This window comes from Leptospira stimsonii, assembly GCF_003545885.1.
Classification (GTDB): Bacteria; Spirochaetota; Leptospiria; order Leptospirales; family Leptospiraceae; genus Leptospira; species Leptospira stimsonii.
The window spans coordinates 152,673-169,257 of the sequence record NZ_QHCT01000006.1 but is presented as its reverse complement, the minus strand read 5'-3'; the positions used below and the strand labels follow the sequence as shown (position 1 = coordinate 169,257).

The following is a 16,585-nucleotide window of genomic DNA, read 5'->3' as shown; positions in this document are numbered from 1 at the left end:
GTTCGGATTGGATACGAATTCTTCTTGCATCCGAATTTCATCGAATTAAGATCGCCGCCTGTTTTCTTTTTTTCCGGGGCGGGTAGTAAGATGAAGTATGAATGTTTATCGACGGATTTGAAAAACGGAATCTTCGTTGAGACGTTGAATCGTCCTCAAAAATCCAATGCAATCAACAAGCAAATCCGGGAAGAATGGGAAAACGGATTCGATTCCAATCGTGAAAACGATCATGTAAGCGGGATCGTTCTTTCAAATTTAAATCTTCGGAAGTCCCGCAGGTCGCTTTGTATGTTATGCCCGGGTCAAGGGCACACCGGTTCGAGTAATGAAGCTCAGAAACAAAGGGTCATCGAATTCTTTAGTAAAGAGAAGGGAAACTAGGAATATTCAGTTTATATGAAGTATCAAAACGAACTTTCTTCGATCCCATTCCCGAAAGACGATTGGGAAAGAATTCTTGAAAGAAAACTCAGAAAGAGAAAAGGCTTGGTGCCACTCCTAAGTTTAATTTCCGCGTTTGGTTTGTACGGGGGAATGATCTTTTTTCATCAGTTGTTTCAAGACGGTCTCTACTTCGTTCTTCCTTTCTCCGGATTGGTTTTGCATTCCTGGATGATTCTTTTGGTCCACGAGGGTACGCATCGAAACCTTACGCGTTCCTTTGCGGATCGCTGGATTTTAAATCTCGCGAGCGCTTTTGTTTTTCTTCCTTTTTATGGAGAACCGTTTCGAAAGATTCATCTGTATCATCACGCACATACCAACCACGCGGATGATCCTCTTTGGCCGAAATGGAAAAGAAATCTTTTTCTAAAGAATCGAAGATTTTATATTTTCGTAGAGCTGATCCCCTTTTTTTCAAACGTAGCGGCGATCTTGTTTTCCAACCGCGGTCGCGGTGAGAAAAAAAAACGATCCTCGTCGCCCGCTATGCATTCTCGAATTCACTCGATCTTTTTCATCGGGTTTTCGTTTTCGATTTCCATTCTTCTGTATATAAAATTGAATCCGAATCCCTGGTTTATCCTTGGATCTTTTTTATTTGCGAACGTATGGGGTTCCTTGAGGCATTGGTGCGAACATACTGGGATTCGAACGGACTTGGAGAGTAATACGTTTTTCTTTCCAATGGGGTTCGGTATCGGAAATCATGAAACGCATCACGCGGATCCAAGTTTGTCTTGGATTTCGTTATCGTTCGGTTTAAAGAGAAGAGTAAAGACGATGATGATTCGAAATTGTATCGTTGGCATTTGGTCGAATTCGAAATATATACATTACGAATCGTAAAAAATTCACTTTTAGAATTCCATGTCCGTTCTTTCGAAAGGAATGGATATACACATTGGGTTTGTTTAAAAGAAAATTTGTGTTTCTAAAATTTCTTAGGGAATATTTAGATCGGAGGCACCATTCTCAGACTTTGAGCAGATTCCAAAAAAGCCTTGTAATTTGACTGGAATCTCTTAAGAAAGTGGAAAATTCTGAGTTCGCATAACGTTTTTTGAAAATAAGGAAATCGAAATATGTCCGATCATACCTGGATAAGAAATGTTCCTAACACAATCACTTTTTTTAGAATTCTACTTTTCCCGTTATTAGTGTATTTGATCTTTTGCGAGGAAAGGATCGTTTTTTCCTGGGTCTTTTTCTTCGCGTTGTTATCCGACATTTTCGACGGCCTTTTTGCAAGAATTCTGAAGGTTCAATCCGAATTTGGGGCAAAGGCAGATTCAATCGCGGACCTTCTAACCTTTGTGTCCGGAATTTATGGAATTCTAATATTCGAACCTTCTTTTGTATCGAATTATCTGGTTTGGATCTGTTTTGTTCTTGGTTTATATTTTTTCGAGATGATCTTTTCTTTGATAAAATTCTCCTCCATTTCGAGTTTTCATACGTATGCTAGTAGGATCGCCGCTTACTCGCTTGGGATTCTCTTTATGACGCTATTTTGGCTCGGGCCTTGGAGCCCTCTTTTGTATGTCGCCTTCTTTTTCTGTTCATTCGCCTATGTTGAGGAGATCGTAATTTTATTCTACTTAGAGGAACTAAAGCCAAACGTTCGAGGGATGTATTGGATATGGAAAGAAGACAGAAACGTTTTGCAATCTTAAACGGTAAGAGCGGTTCCAAGAATCAATCGGATAATCTAAGTTTAAGAACCTATTTGGAAGGAAACGGAATTCCTTTTGAAGAGACGGATTTTCCGGGACACGCGAAAGAGATCGCGAGAAAACAGTCCGGCGTTTCGGAAATTATCGTAATCGGCGGTGACGGGACCTTACATGAAATTCTTTCTTCTTTGCATTTTCCGTTTCCGAAAATTCGTTTAGTGCCGGCAGGGACCGGCAATTCTCTCGCAAGAGACCTTGGTCTTGGAAGTTGGAAGACATCTTTGAGTAAATTGATCTGGGGAAAAGAACTCACGATCGATCTAATGAGTTTAGAAGTTAAGACAACCGAAGAATGTTTCTCCTGCGTTTCCGCCAGTACCGTTTGTTTCGGCTTTCCCGCGAAAGTAACGGAAATGGCGAATCGATCTTTCAAACGGTTTCGTAAATTCTGTTATCCAATCGCGGCCGGTCTTGGTTCCTTTGTGAATACTCGAGAATCGTATCTGATTTCTTACGATCAGTTTTCTTCGGAGAGGAAAATTCTAACCGGAGGAATTCTTAACAATAGCAAACACGTTGCAAACTTTGTCGCCTTTCCGGACGCGGATCTATCGGACGGGAAGTTCGACGTCGCGGAGCTGGACGCAGGGAGTTTGAAACAAACCGTTCATAATCTTTCCATTTTGAGTAAGACGTATTTTTACGATCCGCCTAATCGACTCAAGGCGACCTCCGCGCAAATAGAATTCGAAATCCCGGGTCTTTTGATGGTGGATGGAGAAATTTACGGAAATGTAATGGAGTTTAGTATGCGAGTCCTTCCTAAGGCACTCAGGATTCACTCTCTTGGATAGAGAATTGAGATCGATCTTTGTTTTTATTCTTTTCGGATTTTCTATCGGCGGTCTCTGGTTTTTTATTTCCGGAAGAAAGAAGGATCGGGAAGAAAAGAGAAGAAGAGGGGCAAAATACTGGTCTTACGCAGGAATCGTTATCGGAACGACGCTTTTAGCAACGTTAGGCGGAATGTATTGGTTCGTCTTTTGCCTGCTTCTTTCCGTCGGAGCGATTGTAGAAGTCGGAAAAACGATCTTCAAGCTTTCCGGAACCGTTCGGATCCCGGTTGTTATGGCGGTTCTTTTGATTTTTCCGCTTTTTTGCGGAAGCGGGTTTTTCTTTTCAAATCGAGTTTTAGTCTTCACATATCTGAGTGTCGCTGTCTTCGACGCGTTTAGTCAACTGACCGGACAGAGTTTAGGGAGAACCAAAATGGCTCCTCAAATCAGTCCTAACAAAACTTGGGAAGGATTTGCAGGAGGTTTCTTTTTTTCTACTTTGTTTGGAATTTTCTTTTTTTGGAGCGGAGAGAAAAGTCTGTTAGAAGTTTTTTTCCTTTCTTTCGGAGTTGCAATCTTGGGTTTGAGCGGGGATTTGATCGCCAGTTGGTTGAAAAGAAAGGCAAACATCAAAGACTATTCCGATCTCCTTCCAGGACACGGAGGGATTTTAGATCGTTTCGATTCTTTGATTTTTACTCTTGCGGTCTTTTCGTTGTTTAGAATTGTCGAATTCTTCTACACTAAGTTGTAACCGTTAGAAGAAAAAATTTATAAAATTATCTTTTCATTAATCCAAATATTCGATTTCAGATTTGTTGGAGCTTTTGATCATAAGAATTTTCGAATTTGTTGTCGAGGAAGAAATTGAATGAACAACGCCAGCTGGGATAAATAGCACTTCTTCTTTCTCAATAAGTAGAGGTTCTTTTTCCATAAGTTTCAATTCTAAATTTCCGCGAATTACATAATAAGCGCAGTCATCTTGTCTAAGTACGAGATTGATTTGGCGCGGAAGTTTAGGAACGTTTAGAACGTTCACATCGATTTTTCCCTTTGCTAATTCGATGGAGAATTTTTTCGAATCAACGGAATTTAGAAAAGTTTGTAGATTGATTTTTCGTAACGGAGACGATTTAGCGGCATACGAATTATCTTTTTGACAGTTAGCAATGCTGAAAGCAAGAGTAATAAAAATTGTAAGACTGTATTTATTCATTTACTATTTTTTATGATTATAAATTCAATAAGGAGGCTTGCTTCAAATAACCGCTCCTTATTGAATTAGATTGATTATTAGAATCCTAAATTGACAGTAACATTCTTACAAGTGATTGCGTTTGTATTCTGATCAACTGAGCAAAACTCTACTTTAGAGTTGGATCTAAACTCTGAAGTTTTATAAAATCTGTAAAAGCCTTTTGGAGTTTTTACGATTTCAGAACTGGCTACTTTTATGCAATTAACTGTCGAGAGAAGTGCAATGAATGTGAAAGAAAGTTTGTATGATATTTTCATTAAAAGATCCTTGATTTTAAAGCTTTGTACTAGGGTTTTTATATTTCTCAGTTACGTCATTGCAACTTAATTCCCCTGTCTTTTCTACAACACACATGTAATCTTCTACATAGTAGGCGTATGGATTACAAACTGCATAAAAGGTCGTTGCAAAAGCGCGCATTGGACAGTAATTTTTGTAAACCGTAATTTTATCTTTATCAAAAACTTGTACTTTTGCGATATGCGTAACACATTGTGAAAAAGAGAAAAATAAACTTGTTAGAACGAGAATTTTGCAGATACTTTTTTTCATCTTATTTGATTCCTTTGATGGTAGCTGGTTTGCAATTTAGTGAATCGTCTGTTTCTATATGGCAAAGAAGAAGTTGACTTGAATAGCGGTTAACATCCATCGGATTCCCTGTGTCTTTATGAGCTACAAGATAAAGGTGGTCTCCGGCAAAGGCCCCCGATCCAACGTGATATGATACACAATTTACAAACAAAAATATGGGAAACAATACTCCCCCAAACTTTATTGAACGCATGAAATCTCCTAAAAATCGTAGTTTGAGTAACTTTTTGTCAAAGATGTTTTTGGTCAATAATTTACATTCTGACTGGATAAGTTTTTGTAGAAGAGCGACAAGATGGCCTAATCTGTGTATCAATATTCTAAATAATGGATAACCTTGTCCTAATGTCGTTTAACAATCCTACTTCAATTCCCCAAAAGACAAAACATTTGTCGGACAGTTGACTACACAAGCCGAACAACGGACGCACTGAACGTTGTCCATCGGGATTCCCTTATTGGCGTAGCTCATCACGTCGATTCCCTGATGACAGACCTTTGTACAGATATTGCAAGAGATACATTTTTTCTTTTCGGAGAAAATTCTAAATCGACTGAACCTTGCGTAGATATGCATGAGCGCGGACAGAGGACAAAAGAATCTGCACCAAACTCGACCGCTCAGAAAAAAGTATGCGCCGACACCGACAACACCAGCTAACATCAAGTCTACGACCACGTCATACACCTTCTTTCCGCTGTCTCCGATGCTTCCCAACACGTGGGTAAAAGGAAACCAAGAAGAAAGAAAAATTTCACTCAATTTCAGAATCGTTATCACGGTCGCAAAAAGAAGAATCCATTGACCCGCGTTTTCCAAACGGTTCGCAAGTTTACCGTGTGGCATCTTGGTTCTTGTCTCGTCGCCTAAGGTCTCGGCAAGACCTCCACAGGAACAAATCCATCCGCAGTAAGCGCCTTTTCCGAAACGGTATACAAGATACGGAATGATTACGAATGTTTGCGCGAGTCCGTATAATAGCCAAAAGGTGGTTATCCCCGAATTGTAAAAAATTCCCATATTCAAAGGCCACGCAAGAATCAAACCGTAAGCATTCCAATAAGCGCCGTAAGGGAAAACCTGCGTTAGTAGAAATCCGTTCGGATCGCCTAATAAACCATGTTGTCCAAGGAAGGGAAGGACGATCTCCGGTAAAAGAAAAAGTGGAAATACTTGAATCAGAATCAAGGTCCACGTTTGTTTTCGAATATACTTTGTGGGTCTTGCCTTCATTCTTCTCAAACCGAAAGTGAGAATGGTGAGCGAATACAAAAGTGTATAATGAAATCCGGGTTGTTTTCCCAAAAACAAAAAATCCAAATATTTACTTCCGATATAGACCGTAACAAAATACGTAGCGGCTGAAAGGATATAAACGTTCTTGAATGTATTCCAGGAATTCGAAAACAATTCCTTTCTTTTTTTAAAGAGGTGAATTCCAAAAGGTATTCCCAGGACAAAAAAAGCGACTAAGGATCCGAGTGCTATCGACGAATAGGTTTTGCTTCCGTAGAAGGAGGCTTTACCGAAATAGACAACGTTCGCGAAAAGAATCATTTCTATAAAGCCGATCCAATCCCAAAAGCGTTTTTGATTTTGGATCCGTAGTCCGACTTTTTTTAGAAATTCTATCGGTGCGCTCGAACCGATTTGAACTAAGACGCTCGAATTAGGAACGCTTTGAACGTTCGGACTAGCGTTGTTTGGATCCGTATTCCGAAGTTTGACTTCTCTTTCGCCTATCTCTTCGACCTGGCTCCCGCCTAGGAATTCTATCTTTCCTCTTTGAACAAGAGATTCTAATTTTTCCTTATTCTCCGGTTTAGGTCGGACTAATTCTATTCCTCGATAAGAAAGACGTGTGGAGTTCGCATAATCACTGATTGCGATGGCCGCTTCGATCGCGGAATCCCCGCCGCCGACGACAAGGACGTCCTCTTTTGAGAAATCTTTCGGATCGATCAAACGATGAAAGACTTTCGGTAATTCTTCTCCAGGGACCTGGAGATTTCTTGCGTCCCCGCTTTTCCCGATTGCAAGAATGATTTCCATAGTACGAAAGATAGTCCCGTCCTCGCATCCCACGGAAAAGCCGACTTCTTCTTTTTGAATCTGAGTCACTCTCGCTCCGATTTCTATCGGAAGATTCCATTTTTTGAGGGAAGATTGAAGATCCTCTAAAAGACTTTCCTTAGTTCCGTTTAGAATATGAATTTCGGAATTTGTTTCCAGATCTTCCGGTTCCGCAAAAATCGGTTTTCCTTTCGGATAACTTTTGATTGTATGAAATAAATCATTGGATTCTAATATAATAAAATTATAATTTAATTTTTTGAGCTCGATCCCTGCCGAAACGCCAGCGGGGCCGGCACCTACGATCAGAACGTCATAGACGGGATTATCCTTTTTTCCGGACTGTTTCGGAATTTGCCTTCTCTGTTTGATTTCCTGGACAACTTTGTATCCGCTTTCGACAGCGAATTTAAGAAGGGGAAGGCCGGTCAAATCGCCGATCACCCGAATTCCGGGAACCGAACTCTCGAAGGAATCGTTTATTTCCGGATAGACTTCGACCGGACCTTCGGGGGCGTTGTTGTGCAACCAAGAAAAATAACGGGAGAGGAGAGGAATTTGCATCTTCATTGCTTTGCCTTTCTATTTCCGGAGATCGGATTCTGTTCTGAACACAAGTAAAAGTCGACGATCGGTTCTGTATAAGATTCTATCTTACTTTCAAAAAGTTACAAGGTCTTTTTATGATCCGGCGTGTAGGAATCGAAATAAATTAGATATTTCTAATATATTGTTCCGTTTGACCAAACTTTGATTTGGGCTCAAATTCAGGAAGGAAGAAGATTCGGCTTCTTCTTTCATTGATGAACGTAGTCCATTCCTAATTTTATCCTTAGACGGGCTTTAAGTCCGTATCAAGCGGTTTTTTTCAGAAAGGACTTTGTTGGAACCTTCATCGAAGGTTTTCGGATTTCAACGGACTCGATTCTTTAGAAAGAAAAAGTGGAAACACCCTCGTTTCCCGATCTCGGGAGGACATATTCAAAAAAAAGAATATTCCTTCGTTGCCGGAATTCGGATTCTAATCTAAAAGTGAGAAGGGGGAAAATTGCCGAATTTTGAGGGAAAATTCGGTATGGAGCTTGTCGGGATCGAACCGACGACCTTCTGAATGCAAATCAGATGCTCTCCCAGCTGAGCTAAAGCCCCTTATCAAATACCGGATGGGCCTGATGTGATTTGAACACATGACCCCACGCTTATCAAGCGTGTGCTCTAACCAGCTGAGCTACAGGCCCGGTAAGAGACATGTTTTTAATTGAGTTCTCAAAAGCAACAGTTTTTTAAGAAAAAAACGTTCTCGGTTTTCAAACTAGAATCCGTCTCTCCGATAAACTCGGATCTGATGATCTAAGAAATCCGAAATTACAAGATATCGATTATCGGGTGAAACATCGAGGCCGGTCGGTTGATTTCCCGCTTCCCAAAATTCTTTTACCGTATCCGTTGCTGTATCGATGACGTAAACCCTTCCTAGAACAAGACCTTTTTTGAGATAACCTTCCGTCGGATTGTTCGGGCCTCGGCAGGAAACGTAGAGATACTTTCCATCGGGAGAAAGTGCAATCGTATTCGGTTTATCGAATACGGGAATCGTCTTCTGAACCTTCTTTTCTTTGAGATCATAGACTTCGATTTTGCTACAACACATATCGGAAACGTAGATTTTGTTTTCCACCGGACCGGGAACGATATGTCTTTTGTTTCCGGGCGGCCCGATCGTATCGATGAGCTTTTCCTTTTCCATCGAGTAGATCCCGAGTCTTCCTCCGCTCGATTCCTGATTGCTTGCGGAGAACTGCGCGATATACAATTCCTTTCCATCTTTGGAAAGAAGAAGTCCTCTCGGAAGTCCGATCTTGTCCGTCTTTCGGATTTCGGTTTTTGTCTTTCTATCGATCACGGAAATGTCTTCGCTGATCCAATTGGAACAATAGACGAGATCTCTCGTAGGGTCGTAGAGAAGAATTTTGGACCATTTCCCGGTAAGATCCACTGTCGCTTTGTACGCGAGAGTTTTTAAATCGAATACGTGAACCGCGTTCGCCTGCATCTGGCTTACCCAGAGTTCGTTGTGTTCGGGAATTGAGATCGTTTCGACAAAGCCGAGTTTCTTTTTGTATTTTTCCGGAGGAGCGAGACGAACCGTTTCTCCCGTTTTGATGTCAAGGACGTCCATTCCTTCGTCTTCTAAGAGTGGAATCGCAAGTCTCGTGTTATCGATAAAACGTACACTCTTAGGTTGCATTCCCGTTTTTAAGCGCATCGTAAAACGATGCGTTACGCCTTCTTTGTCCAAGGCGATGAGTTTTTCGCTTAAGTCCGCCGCGCTCTTCGCATAATAAGAAGAATTTTGAAAACCGGGAGAGGAAAGTTTTAACTCGATTCCCTTTTCGTCCTTGTAAACGGGAACTTCCATCTCGACAAGCGCGATATTCTTATCCGTTTCCAAAACTTTAAAAGGAAGAATTTCTTCCCCCGTTTTTACGACCGTTCCTTTGTAAGGATGGATGCTGAACTTGACGGAGGTGGTTCCGCTTTTCTCGCGATTGGACGGAGACGAAATTAAAGAGGAATTCCCGCTCTCGCAACAGACAAGAAAGAGAAAGATGGGGATGAGTAGAAACGTTTTCGATTTGAAAAGCGGCTTCTTAAACTTTGAGTTCACTGGACACTCCTGGGAACGGTTTCTTTTTTTGTGGAATTTGATTTCCGAGAATTAGATTGATCCATCGGAAAGGACGTATTAGAAAATGATAGAATGCTAATGTGATGGAAAGGACCAGAAACAAGTGAAGTAGGAATTTTCCGGCGATTCCTAAGGAACTATGAACCACGTAAAATCCCGCGAGCAAAGAAACAGGATGATGTACTAAATAAATCGGCAAACTCGCGGTTCTCATATATTCCGTATATGTGTTCTTAAAGTCGAAAAATTTTTGGAAAATTCCGATCAAAAGTCGGATGAAGAGCCAACCCGTCGCACACTTCAAAAAGATATGAAGGACTCTTCTCCAATTTCCCGTATAACCGAAGTAAGACCAAAAAGGATCGATTCTACTGATCTCATAAAAACCCCAGAAGCTTAACAAAGCGAGAGTTCCCCAGATCCAAAATTTATCGGATTGCGGTTCCAAAAGTAGATTCTCCTTGGAAATGAGAAGGCTTCCGCAAAGAAAAAAGGTATAGTTGTAAACGAAGTTCACCGGTTCGATCGCGTACCAGGAATCGTCTTTCATATAAAAAAGATTGATCAAGCAAGTTCCTACGACGCTGATCAAAGTGAAGATCGAGATCGTTTTGAATTCTTGATAGAATGTCTTTTGCTCGGGTTCTCTTTTTAGAAACGAGGAAAGAGGAAGGGTGATTTTTCGGATCAGAAGATGTAAGACCGTGAATAGGATTAAGAAGTAAAGAAACCAAAGGTGGGAAGGGCGTATATTCCCATTTAAGAAAATTCTAAAATAGAAATCCAAGTAGGAAGGTTTTTCACCAGCCTGCAAAAGGGAGACGAAGGATTGCATCGGTGCGAAGAGTAAAATTCCGATAACGGTGGGAATGAATATTCGAAAGATCCGCATCTTTAGAAATTCTTTGAGAGACTTGGATCGAAAGATGACTTCCGTGAAATATCCGGAAAGAAAGAAGAATAAGGGCATTCTAAAAACGTGCACCCATTCTCCGAATACGTCGAAGACTTCGGATCGTTCCTCGTTACGAAGCGGGTATTTGATTTCCGCCGCGTAGACGATCGCTACGTGAAATACAAGTCCGAGCAAAAGGGCAAAGGAACGGAGATTGTCTAAGTAAAAGAGTCTTTTTTTGTGTTTTTCTTTTACTTCTAAGAATGGCTTCGAGTTCAAGCATCCACCGTATATTTAAAAAGGGCTTCTCTGATGATCAAACTGGAAGGATCTTCTTTCGGTTGTTCGACCATTTTGTCTTTTACTAATAGGCTGATGGAATGTACCAAATCCTGATGCTCCAAGCCTACTCTTAATATCGCCCATTTCATAAAATGATTGAGATGAATTCTATAGGAGGTTCCGTCTTGTTCTCCGTGCGTTTGCGAAAAGTTGATCAGGGCGGAAGTGACAAGATTCTTTTTATCCGCCTTCAATAAGGATGCGATTGTTTTATTGGTTTCTCTCAATCGGGAAGAAAGTATTTTTACGACCTTCATCGAAAAACCGGGATTGGTTTGTATAAGATTAAAAAAAGCGCCTTCGTTGATCGCGATGAGCGAAACATCCGTTCTTGCGACCGCTCTCGCGCTCCGAGGAGTTTTGTCGATCAGTGCCATTTCGCCGAACATATCTCCCTCTTTTAATTCTACGAGGAGTTTATAAGCTTCCTTTACTTTTTTGTGAATGCCTACTTTTCCCTTCACGATCAGATACATTACTTCCGCATCCTGATTCTCTTCAAAGATAATGTCGGATTCTTTGTATTCAACGCCCAGTTTATGGACCATGGATTCGGATATTTTCATAGTTCTTTGCGGACCTTATTTATAATCTGATAAGAATTTTGTTTTTAGAGAAATTCATAAATTCTTTCGTGAGGTCTGCACCAGCTTGGTAGGGCGTGGAACCAGAATCAATCAAAATCTACGTTTCTATTTTCAGAGATAAAAGCGAAGATTCTTCTTTTGACTCTTCTTTGATTTTTTTGGCGAATCATAGAATGAATAGAAACTTATAATTAAGTAAAATCAAGTTGACTCTTCTTTTGTCTCCGTTATTTCTTTGGGGTCTTTCAAGCGACAAGGGAGGAAGCATGAACCGGACTCGGATTCTTGCCGTTTTTTCAATTCTTATCTTATCCGGAATCGGGTATTCGTTTTTTACACCTTCTCCAATCGACCCCGTTGCTTACGATCCTCCTATTCCTCCTTTGATGGAAGGCGCGTTTGCACCTAACCAGTTGTTAGTGAACGCGGAACTGATCGCGCCGGGAAAACTTCAAGGTCCGGAGGACATGGAAGTGGATGATCATGGAAACGTCTTTACTTCTTGTGAAAACGGAAAGATCGTACATATTTCTCCCGAAGGAAACGTCAAAGCCTACGCGGCCACCGGAGGAAGACCCTTGGGTAACAAACTTCTTTCGGACGGGCGTTTGATCGTCGCCGATGCGGACAAAGGTCTTCTGGAGATTGGAAGGAAAGGGGAGATTAAAGTTCTCACCACGGAAGCGGAAGGTGTTCCGTTTCGTTTTACGGACGATCTCGACGTCGCAAAGGATGGGACCGTTTACTTTTCGGACGCCTCCGATAAATACGGGAGTCAGGAATATCTCTACGACTTGATGGAAGCGAGACCGAACGGAAGACTCTTACGATACGATCCATCCACCGGAAGAACGGAGGTTTTGTTAAAAGAATTATACTTTGCGAATGGAGTCGCTCTTTCCCAAAACGAGGATTTCGTTCTGGTGAATGAAACGTATCGTTATCGAATTCGACGTTACTGGTTAAAAGGACCGAAAGCGGGTCAGAACGATTTTTTTATCGAAAATCTTCCGGGTTTTCCGGACAACATTTCCTCCGATGGAAACGGAACTTTTTATCTGGCGCTTTTTACGGTTCGAAATTCATTGATGGATTCCATTCTGCATCCTCGTCCGGGTTTGAAAACATTCATCGCAAAACTTCCGAAATTTCTCTGGCCCAAAGCGCAACCGTACGGATTCGTTCTTCTTTTGGATGAAAACGGTACGCCGCTTCGTAGTTTTCAAGAACCCAGTGGAAAACATTTGAAAGCGATCACTTCCGTAAAATATAAAAATGGTTTTCTCTATTTAGGGAGTCTTCACAATGATCGAATCGGAAAATACAAATTGAACCCGTAGTTGAGAGAGATTGCGGAGAAGATTCCATCAAGAAATAAGAATGAAGAAAAAAAAGAAATTTCCTTTCGAAACCGAGGCGACCCTTCAGCTGATGTCCGCGATTTCCGACCCGGTAAAACTCAAAATCGCTAAAATTCTTTCCTGTCATCGCGAGGTTAAAGCCGGAGATATCGCAAAAGAATTCGATATTTCTAGAACGACGATCTCTCATCATCTAAACAAGATGAAACTTCTAAATCTTGTTTCATCCAGGAAGGAAGGAAAAGAAATCTATTACTCCGTTGATAAGACGTTGATCGTAGATACTCTAAAAGAAGTTGTAAAATTTTTAGAAGCCTAAAAAATTTGCGATATGTCGATGAGTGTGAACATATAAATATATAAGTCGCCGATATCAAAGGGGAGGAAGGATGGATTTTACAATACCGCCGGAAGTGGAAGAGGTTAAAAAGAGAGTTCGCGATTTCGTGGAAAACTACGCGATTCCCGCCGAGGATCATTACGATTACGATCACGGAAGAATGCCGGAAAAAATCACGGAAGATCTCCGTAAAAAAGTAAAAGAACTCGGACTCTGGACTCCGCATCTTCCTAAGTCGGAAGGCGGACTCGGCTTGGACATGGTGGGAACCGCCATCATCTTCTCCGAACTCGGAAGATCTCCGATCGCACCGTATCTCTGCAACTGCGACGCACCCGACGAAGGGAACATGCATCTTCTGCATATCGCCGCGAACAAAGAACAAAAAGAGAAATATTATTATCCTTTAACTCAGGGAAAAATTCGTTCCGCATTTGCGATGACCGAACCTCCTCCCGGCGCAGGGGCCGATCCTCAAACCCTTTTTACAAACGCCGTCAAAGACGGAAACGAATACGTGATCAACGGACACAAATGGTATTGTACGGGTGCAAACGGCGCTTCGTTTTTGATCGTAATGTCCAAGGTGGCCGATTCTTTTAGAAGAACCACGATGTTCTTGGTTCCGACGGATACTCCGGGTTATACGATGGTTCGGGAAATCGGAGTGATGGGTTCTCACGGGCCCGGCGGTCATTGCGAATTAAAATTCGAAAACGTAAGAGTTCCAGAGTCTGCGATTCTCGGAAGAGTTGGCGAAGGTTTTAAATGGTCCCAAGAACGTTTGGGTCCCGCTCGTCTAACGCACTGTATGCGATGGCTCGGACTCGCGAGAAGATCCATAGAAATCGCAAGAGAATACGCGCTCAAAAGACAGGTCTTTGGGCAAAGAATCGCGGATCACCAGGGAATTCAATGGATGTTCGCTGAATCCGCGCTTGAAATAGAATCGGGATATATGCTGACTCTCAAGGCCGCCCATACTCTCAGAGCGGGAGAAGACGCAAGACTAATCATCTCGATGGCGAAATGGAGCGTGTCAGAAACCCTTTGCAAAGTGATCGATCGAGCGATTCAGATCTGCGGGTCCCACGGTTACGGACGAGATATGAAGTTGGAGCTTTTTTACCGGGACGCGAGAGCCGCAAGAATCGCCGATGGACCGAGCGAGGTTCATAAGATGGTGATCGGACGAAATCTGGTCAGCGGCAAACACGAATTTTAGAATATTAGAATTTACTAAAAATATGAACGATACAGAATTAAAAAACGTTTTGGAAGTATATCTTTCCGGACGATTGAAGGGAAAGACGGAGATTCAGGCGATGGTCTCTTTGAGCGGGGGAGCCTGCCAGGAAAATTTTTTGGCGGAACTCAAGGTCGAGGACGGACCGGAAAAGGGATCGTATGAAACCGTATTTCGAACGGACAAGGGCGCGGCTTTATTGGCTTCCCTGAGTCGTGAAGACGAATTCGGGGTTTGTGATCTCGCTTACAAAGCCGGAGTCAAAACTCCGCGACCTTTTTGGCTTGAAACCGATCGATCCGTAACCGGAAGTCCGTTTTATTTTATGCAGAAAATCTCCGGTAAGGCGACCGGAAGATATATCGTAAAGGACCCTTCGCTTAACAAAATTCGTAAACAACTCACGTTGGACCTTGCGGAAAATCTCGCGAAGATTCATTCCGTAAAACCGGAGAGCTGTAAGGACGAGAAGTTAAAAAAAGTTCTTTGGATGGGACAAGATTCGAAAGATAAGACCGTCGCTACCGGATCGATTCATTCTCTTCGTTTGGAATTGGAAAAAAAGACGGAAAGTTATCCCGCTATGGAGATGATTCTCAACTGGCTTGAGAAAAACGCCAAGCCTTCGGACAACGTCGTTCTTATCCATGGAGACTTTAGGACAGGGAATTTTATGGTCACTCCGGACGGTCTCCAAGGAATCGTAGACTGGGAATTCGCGCACTGGGGGGATCGTCACGAAGATCTCACTTGGCTTTGTATGAGGGACTGGAGATTCGGAAAATTGAATAAGGAAGCGGGAGGTTTCGCCGATCGTTCTGAATTCTACGAAGCGTATGAAAAAGCCTCGGGCGTGACTCTGGATCCTTCAATGATTACCTATTGGGAAGTGATGGGAAATCTTAGATGGGCGATCGGTTGTATCGGTCAATCGGAAAGACATCTTTCCGGAAAAGATAAAGGAATCGAATTGGCCGCAATCGGAAGAAGGGCGTGCGAAATGGAATACGAAGCGATGAGGATCATAGAAAATGCAAGATAAGCCGAGCTCGACGGATCTTCTGGAAGCGATTCAGGATTTCCTAATGAAGGAAGTTCTTCCGCAGTTTAAGGATAAGGATCTTTTATCCTATAAAACATTAGTAAGTTGGAATATGTTAGGGGTGATCTCCAGAGAAATCCGTTCCGGAGAAGAGTCGCTCGACAAAGAACTTCTCAGACTTTCCAAACTCTTAAAAAAGGCAACTTCGTTCCCTTCCACTCTCAACGAAAAAAAGAATCTCGCAAATACATGGAACTTAGAGCTTCGCGATAGAATCAGAAAGGAAAAGTTATCCATCGAGGATTCCGAATATTGGAATCACGTTAAGGAGACGGTGAGAGAAAAGGTAGAAGTGACCAATCCTAGATTCACTACGGAAAGTTAAGAAAGAATTCATGTCCGTCGTTTATCTTGTTCGTCATGGTCAGGCCAATTCTCAAGGATCGGACTACGATCTTCTCACTTCTCACGGAAAAAAACAGGCCTTCGCTCTGGGTCGTCATATGGCGACTAACGGAGAAATTCCGGATCGAATCATCACCGGAACCATGCGTAGACATTTAGAAACCGGAGAATCGTTTTTGGAAGGAGTGAAGTCGGTCGTGGGGCAACAGGAAAAATTCTCCATCGAATCCTTTTTGCATAGAGATTCAGGTTGGAACGAATTCGCACCGGAACTCTGGGGTTCTTATTCCAAATTGATCGCGTCTCGGCGAACCGACTTCGAAAAGACCCTCCTCCAGTTCGGCAAGGTTCGACTCAAGGGAGGAATTCGATCCGCGGCTTTGTTCTTTAAATTGACCGAGGAAATTCTCAAAATCTGGAAAGAAGGAAAGGACACTCCGGAAGGGATCGAGACTTTTTCCGCTTTCGAGAAAAGAGTATTCCATTCTTCTAATGTTTGGTTTTCGCCTTCCGATAAGGAACGAAGTTTTATCTTCACATCGGGGACTCCTATATCTTTAGTATTGAATCGGCTTTTGCGTCAGGATGAGGATTGTTTCGCCTGGATGCCTTGGATTTGGAATACTTCCGTCAGCACGTTTCGTTGGGTGAGAGGAAAGTATCTTCCTGTTTCGATCAACGGAGTTCCTCATCTCTTCGAAAAAAGCGATCGTACTCTCTTTTAGTTTATTTTCTTAACTTTTTGAGTTAGAATTATTTTTTTGAAAGTCCTATCTATGAGAAAATGGATCGA

Annotated in this window: 19 protein-coding genes and 2 tRNA genes; 11 read left to right on the top strand and 10 right to left on the bottom strand. The window is 42.1% G+C overall.

What is annotated here, in order from left to right; all coding sequences use genetic code 11:
• Positions 1-90: 90 nt before the first annotated feature.
• The 5 genes from DLM75_RS19080 (at position 91) to DLM75_RS19060 (ending at position 3,710) form a co-directional block, all read left to right on the top strand.
• Complete coding sequence (locus tag DLM75_RS19080) at positions 91-384, top strand: hypothetical protein (protein WP_147456664.1); 294 nt, start codon at positions 91-93, stop codon at positions 382-384.
• A gap of 15 nt (positions 385-399) precedes the next feature.
• Positions 400-1,293 (top strand): fatty acid desaturase, encoded by an 894-nt coding sequence (locus tag DLM75_RS19075; protein ID WP_118970086.1) that lies wholly within the window; start codon positions 400-402, stop codon positions 1,291-1,293.
• A 236-nt stretch (positions 1,294-1,529) separates the two neighbouring features.
• Positions 1,530-2,120: a CDP-alcohol phosphatidyltransferase family protein gene (locus DLM75_RS19070; RefSeq protein WP_118970085.1), complete on the top strand. Its 591-nt coding sequence runs from the start codon at positions 1,530-1,532 to the stop codon at positions 2,118-2,120.
• Positions 2,087-2,974, top strand: a complete 888-nt coding sequence (locus tag DLM75_RS19065; protein ID WP_118970084.1) for a diacylglycerol/lipid kinase family protein — start codon at positions 2,087-2,089, stop codon at positions 2,972-2,974. Before DLM75_RS19070 ends, DLM75_RS19065 begins: the two co-directional genes overlap by 34 nt.
• Positions 2,975-2,978: 4 nt before the next feature.
• Positions 2,979-3,710, top strand: a complete 732-nt coding sequence (locus tag DLM75_RS19060) for a phosphatidate cytidylyltransferase (protein ID WP_158586491.1) — start codon at positions 2,979-2,981, stop codon at positions 3,708-3,710.
• 36 nt (positions 3,711-3,746) lie between these two features.
• Here the strand turns inward: DLM75_RS19060 and DLM75_RS24485 are convergent, their stop codons facing one another.
• The 10 genes from DLM75_RS24485 to DLM75_RS19010 form a co-directional block, all read right to left on the bottom strand.
• A complete protein-coding gene (locus tag DLM75_RS24485) occupies positions 3,747-4,175 on the bottom strand; it encodes a cupin domain-containing protein (RefSeq protein WP_118970082.1) in 429 nt (142 codons plus the stop codon).
• Between the two features lie 77 nt (positions 4,176-4,252).
• The gene (locus tag DLM75_RS24480) at positions 4,253-4,474 is read right to left on the bottom strand and encodes a hypothetical protein (protein WP_118970081.1); all 222 of its coding nucleotides are present in this window, start codon (positions 4,472-4,474) and stop codon (positions 4,253-4,255) included.
• Positions 4,475-4,490: 16 nt separating this feature from the next.
• Complete coding sequence (locus tag DLM75_RS19045; protein WP_118970080.1) at positions 4,491-4,769, bottom strand: hypothetical protein; 279 nt, start codon at positions 4,767-4,769, stop codon at positions 4,491-4,493.
• A 1-nt stretch (position 4,770) separates the two neighbouring features.
• On the bottom strand, positions 4,771-5,004 hold the full coding sequence (locus tag DLM75_RS24475; protein WP_118970079.1) for a hypothetical protein: 234 nt from the start codon (positions 5,002-5,004) through the stop codon (positions 4,771-4,773).
• A gap of 168 nt (positions 5,005-5,172) precedes the next feature.
• A complete protein-coding gene (locus tag DLM75_RS19035) occupies positions 5,173-7,455 on the bottom strand; it encodes an NAD(P)-binding domain-containing protein (RefSeq protein WP_118970078.1) in 2,283 nt (760 codons plus the stop codon).
• A 506-nt stretch (positions 7,456-7,961) separates the two neighbouring features.
• Positions 7,962-8,034 (bottom strand) — tRNA-Ala (locus DLM75_RS19030).
• Positions 8,035-8,049: 15 nt separating this feature from the next.
• Positions 8,050-8,123: transfer RNA gene (locus DLM75_RS19025), tRNA-Ile, on the bottom strand.
• 74 nt (positions 8,124-8,197) lie between these two features.
• On the bottom strand, positions 8,198-9,553 hold the full coding sequence (locus tag DLM75_RS19020) for a YncE family protein (protein ID WP_118970077.1): 1,356 nt from the start codon (positions 9,551-9,553) through the stop codon (positions 8,198-8,200).
• Entirely contained in the window at positions 9,537-10,748 is a 1,212-nt protein-coding gene (locus tag DLM75_RS19015) for an acyltransferase family protein (protein WP_118970076.1), read from the bottom strand. Before DLM75_RS19015 ends, DLM75_RS19020 begins: the two co-directional genes overlap by 17 nt.
• Positions 10,745-11,359 (bottom strand): Crp/Fnr family transcriptional regulator, encoded by a 615-nt coding sequence (locus tag DLM75_RS19010; RefSeq protein ID WP_167731788.1) that lies wholly within the window; start codon positions 11,357-11,359, stop codon positions 10,745-10,747. The genes DLM75_RS19015 and DLM75_RS19010 overlap by 4 nt, the downstream gene beginning before the upstream one ends.
• Positions 11,360-11,664: 305 nt before the next feature.
• On the opposite strand from DLM75_RS19010, the gene DLM75_RS19005 reads away from it, so the two are divergent.
• The 6 genes from DLM75_RS19005 to DLM75_RS18980 all read left to right on the top strand — a co-directional run bounded on the left by DLM75_RS19005 (position 11,665) and on the right by DLM75_RS18980 (position 16,517).
• A complete protein-coding gene (locus DLM75_RS19005) occupies positions 11,665-12,738 on the top strand; it encodes an SMP-30/gluconolactonase/LRE family protein (protein ID WP_118970145.1) in 1,074 nt (357 codons plus the stop codon).
• A 40-nt stretch (positions 12,739-12,778) separates the two neighbouring features.
• The gene (locus tag DLM75_RS19000) at positions 12,779-13,078 is read left to right on the top strand and encodes an ArsR/SmtB family transcription factor (protein ID WP_118970074.1); all 300 of its coding nucleotides are present in this window, start codon (positions 12,779-12,781) and stop codon (positions 13,076-13,078) included.
• Positions 13,079-13,148: 70 nt separating this feature from the next.
• A complete protein-coding gene (locus DLM75_RS18995; RefSeq protein ID WP_118970073.1) occupies positions 13,149-14,324 on the top strand; it encodes an acyl-CoA dehydrogenase family protein in 1,176 nt (391 codons plus the stop codon).
• 22 nt (positions 14,325-14,346) lie between these two features.
• Positions 14,347-15,387 (top strand): phosphotransferase family protein, encoded by a 1,041-nt coding sequence (locus tag DLM75_RS18990; RefSeq protein ID WP_118970072.1) that lies wholly within the window; start codon positions 14,347-14,349, stop codon positions 15,385-15,387.
• Positions 15,377-15,772, top strand: a complete 396-nt coding sequence (locus DLM75_RS18985; RefSeq protein WP_118970071.1) for a DUF6285 domain-containing protein — start codon at positions 15,377-15,379, stop codon at positions 15,770-15,772. Before DLM75_RS18990 ends, DLM75_RS18985 begins: the two co-directional genes overlap by 11 nt.
• Positions 15,773-15,782: 10 nt before the next feature.
• Positions 15,783-16,517: a histidine phosphatase family protein gene (locus tag DLM75_RS18980; protein ID WP_118970070.1), complete on the top strand. Its 735-nt coding sequence runs from the start codon at positions 15,783-15,785 to the stop codon at positions 16,515-16,517.
• The last annotated feature ends 68 nt before the right edge of the window (positions 16,518-16,585 follow it).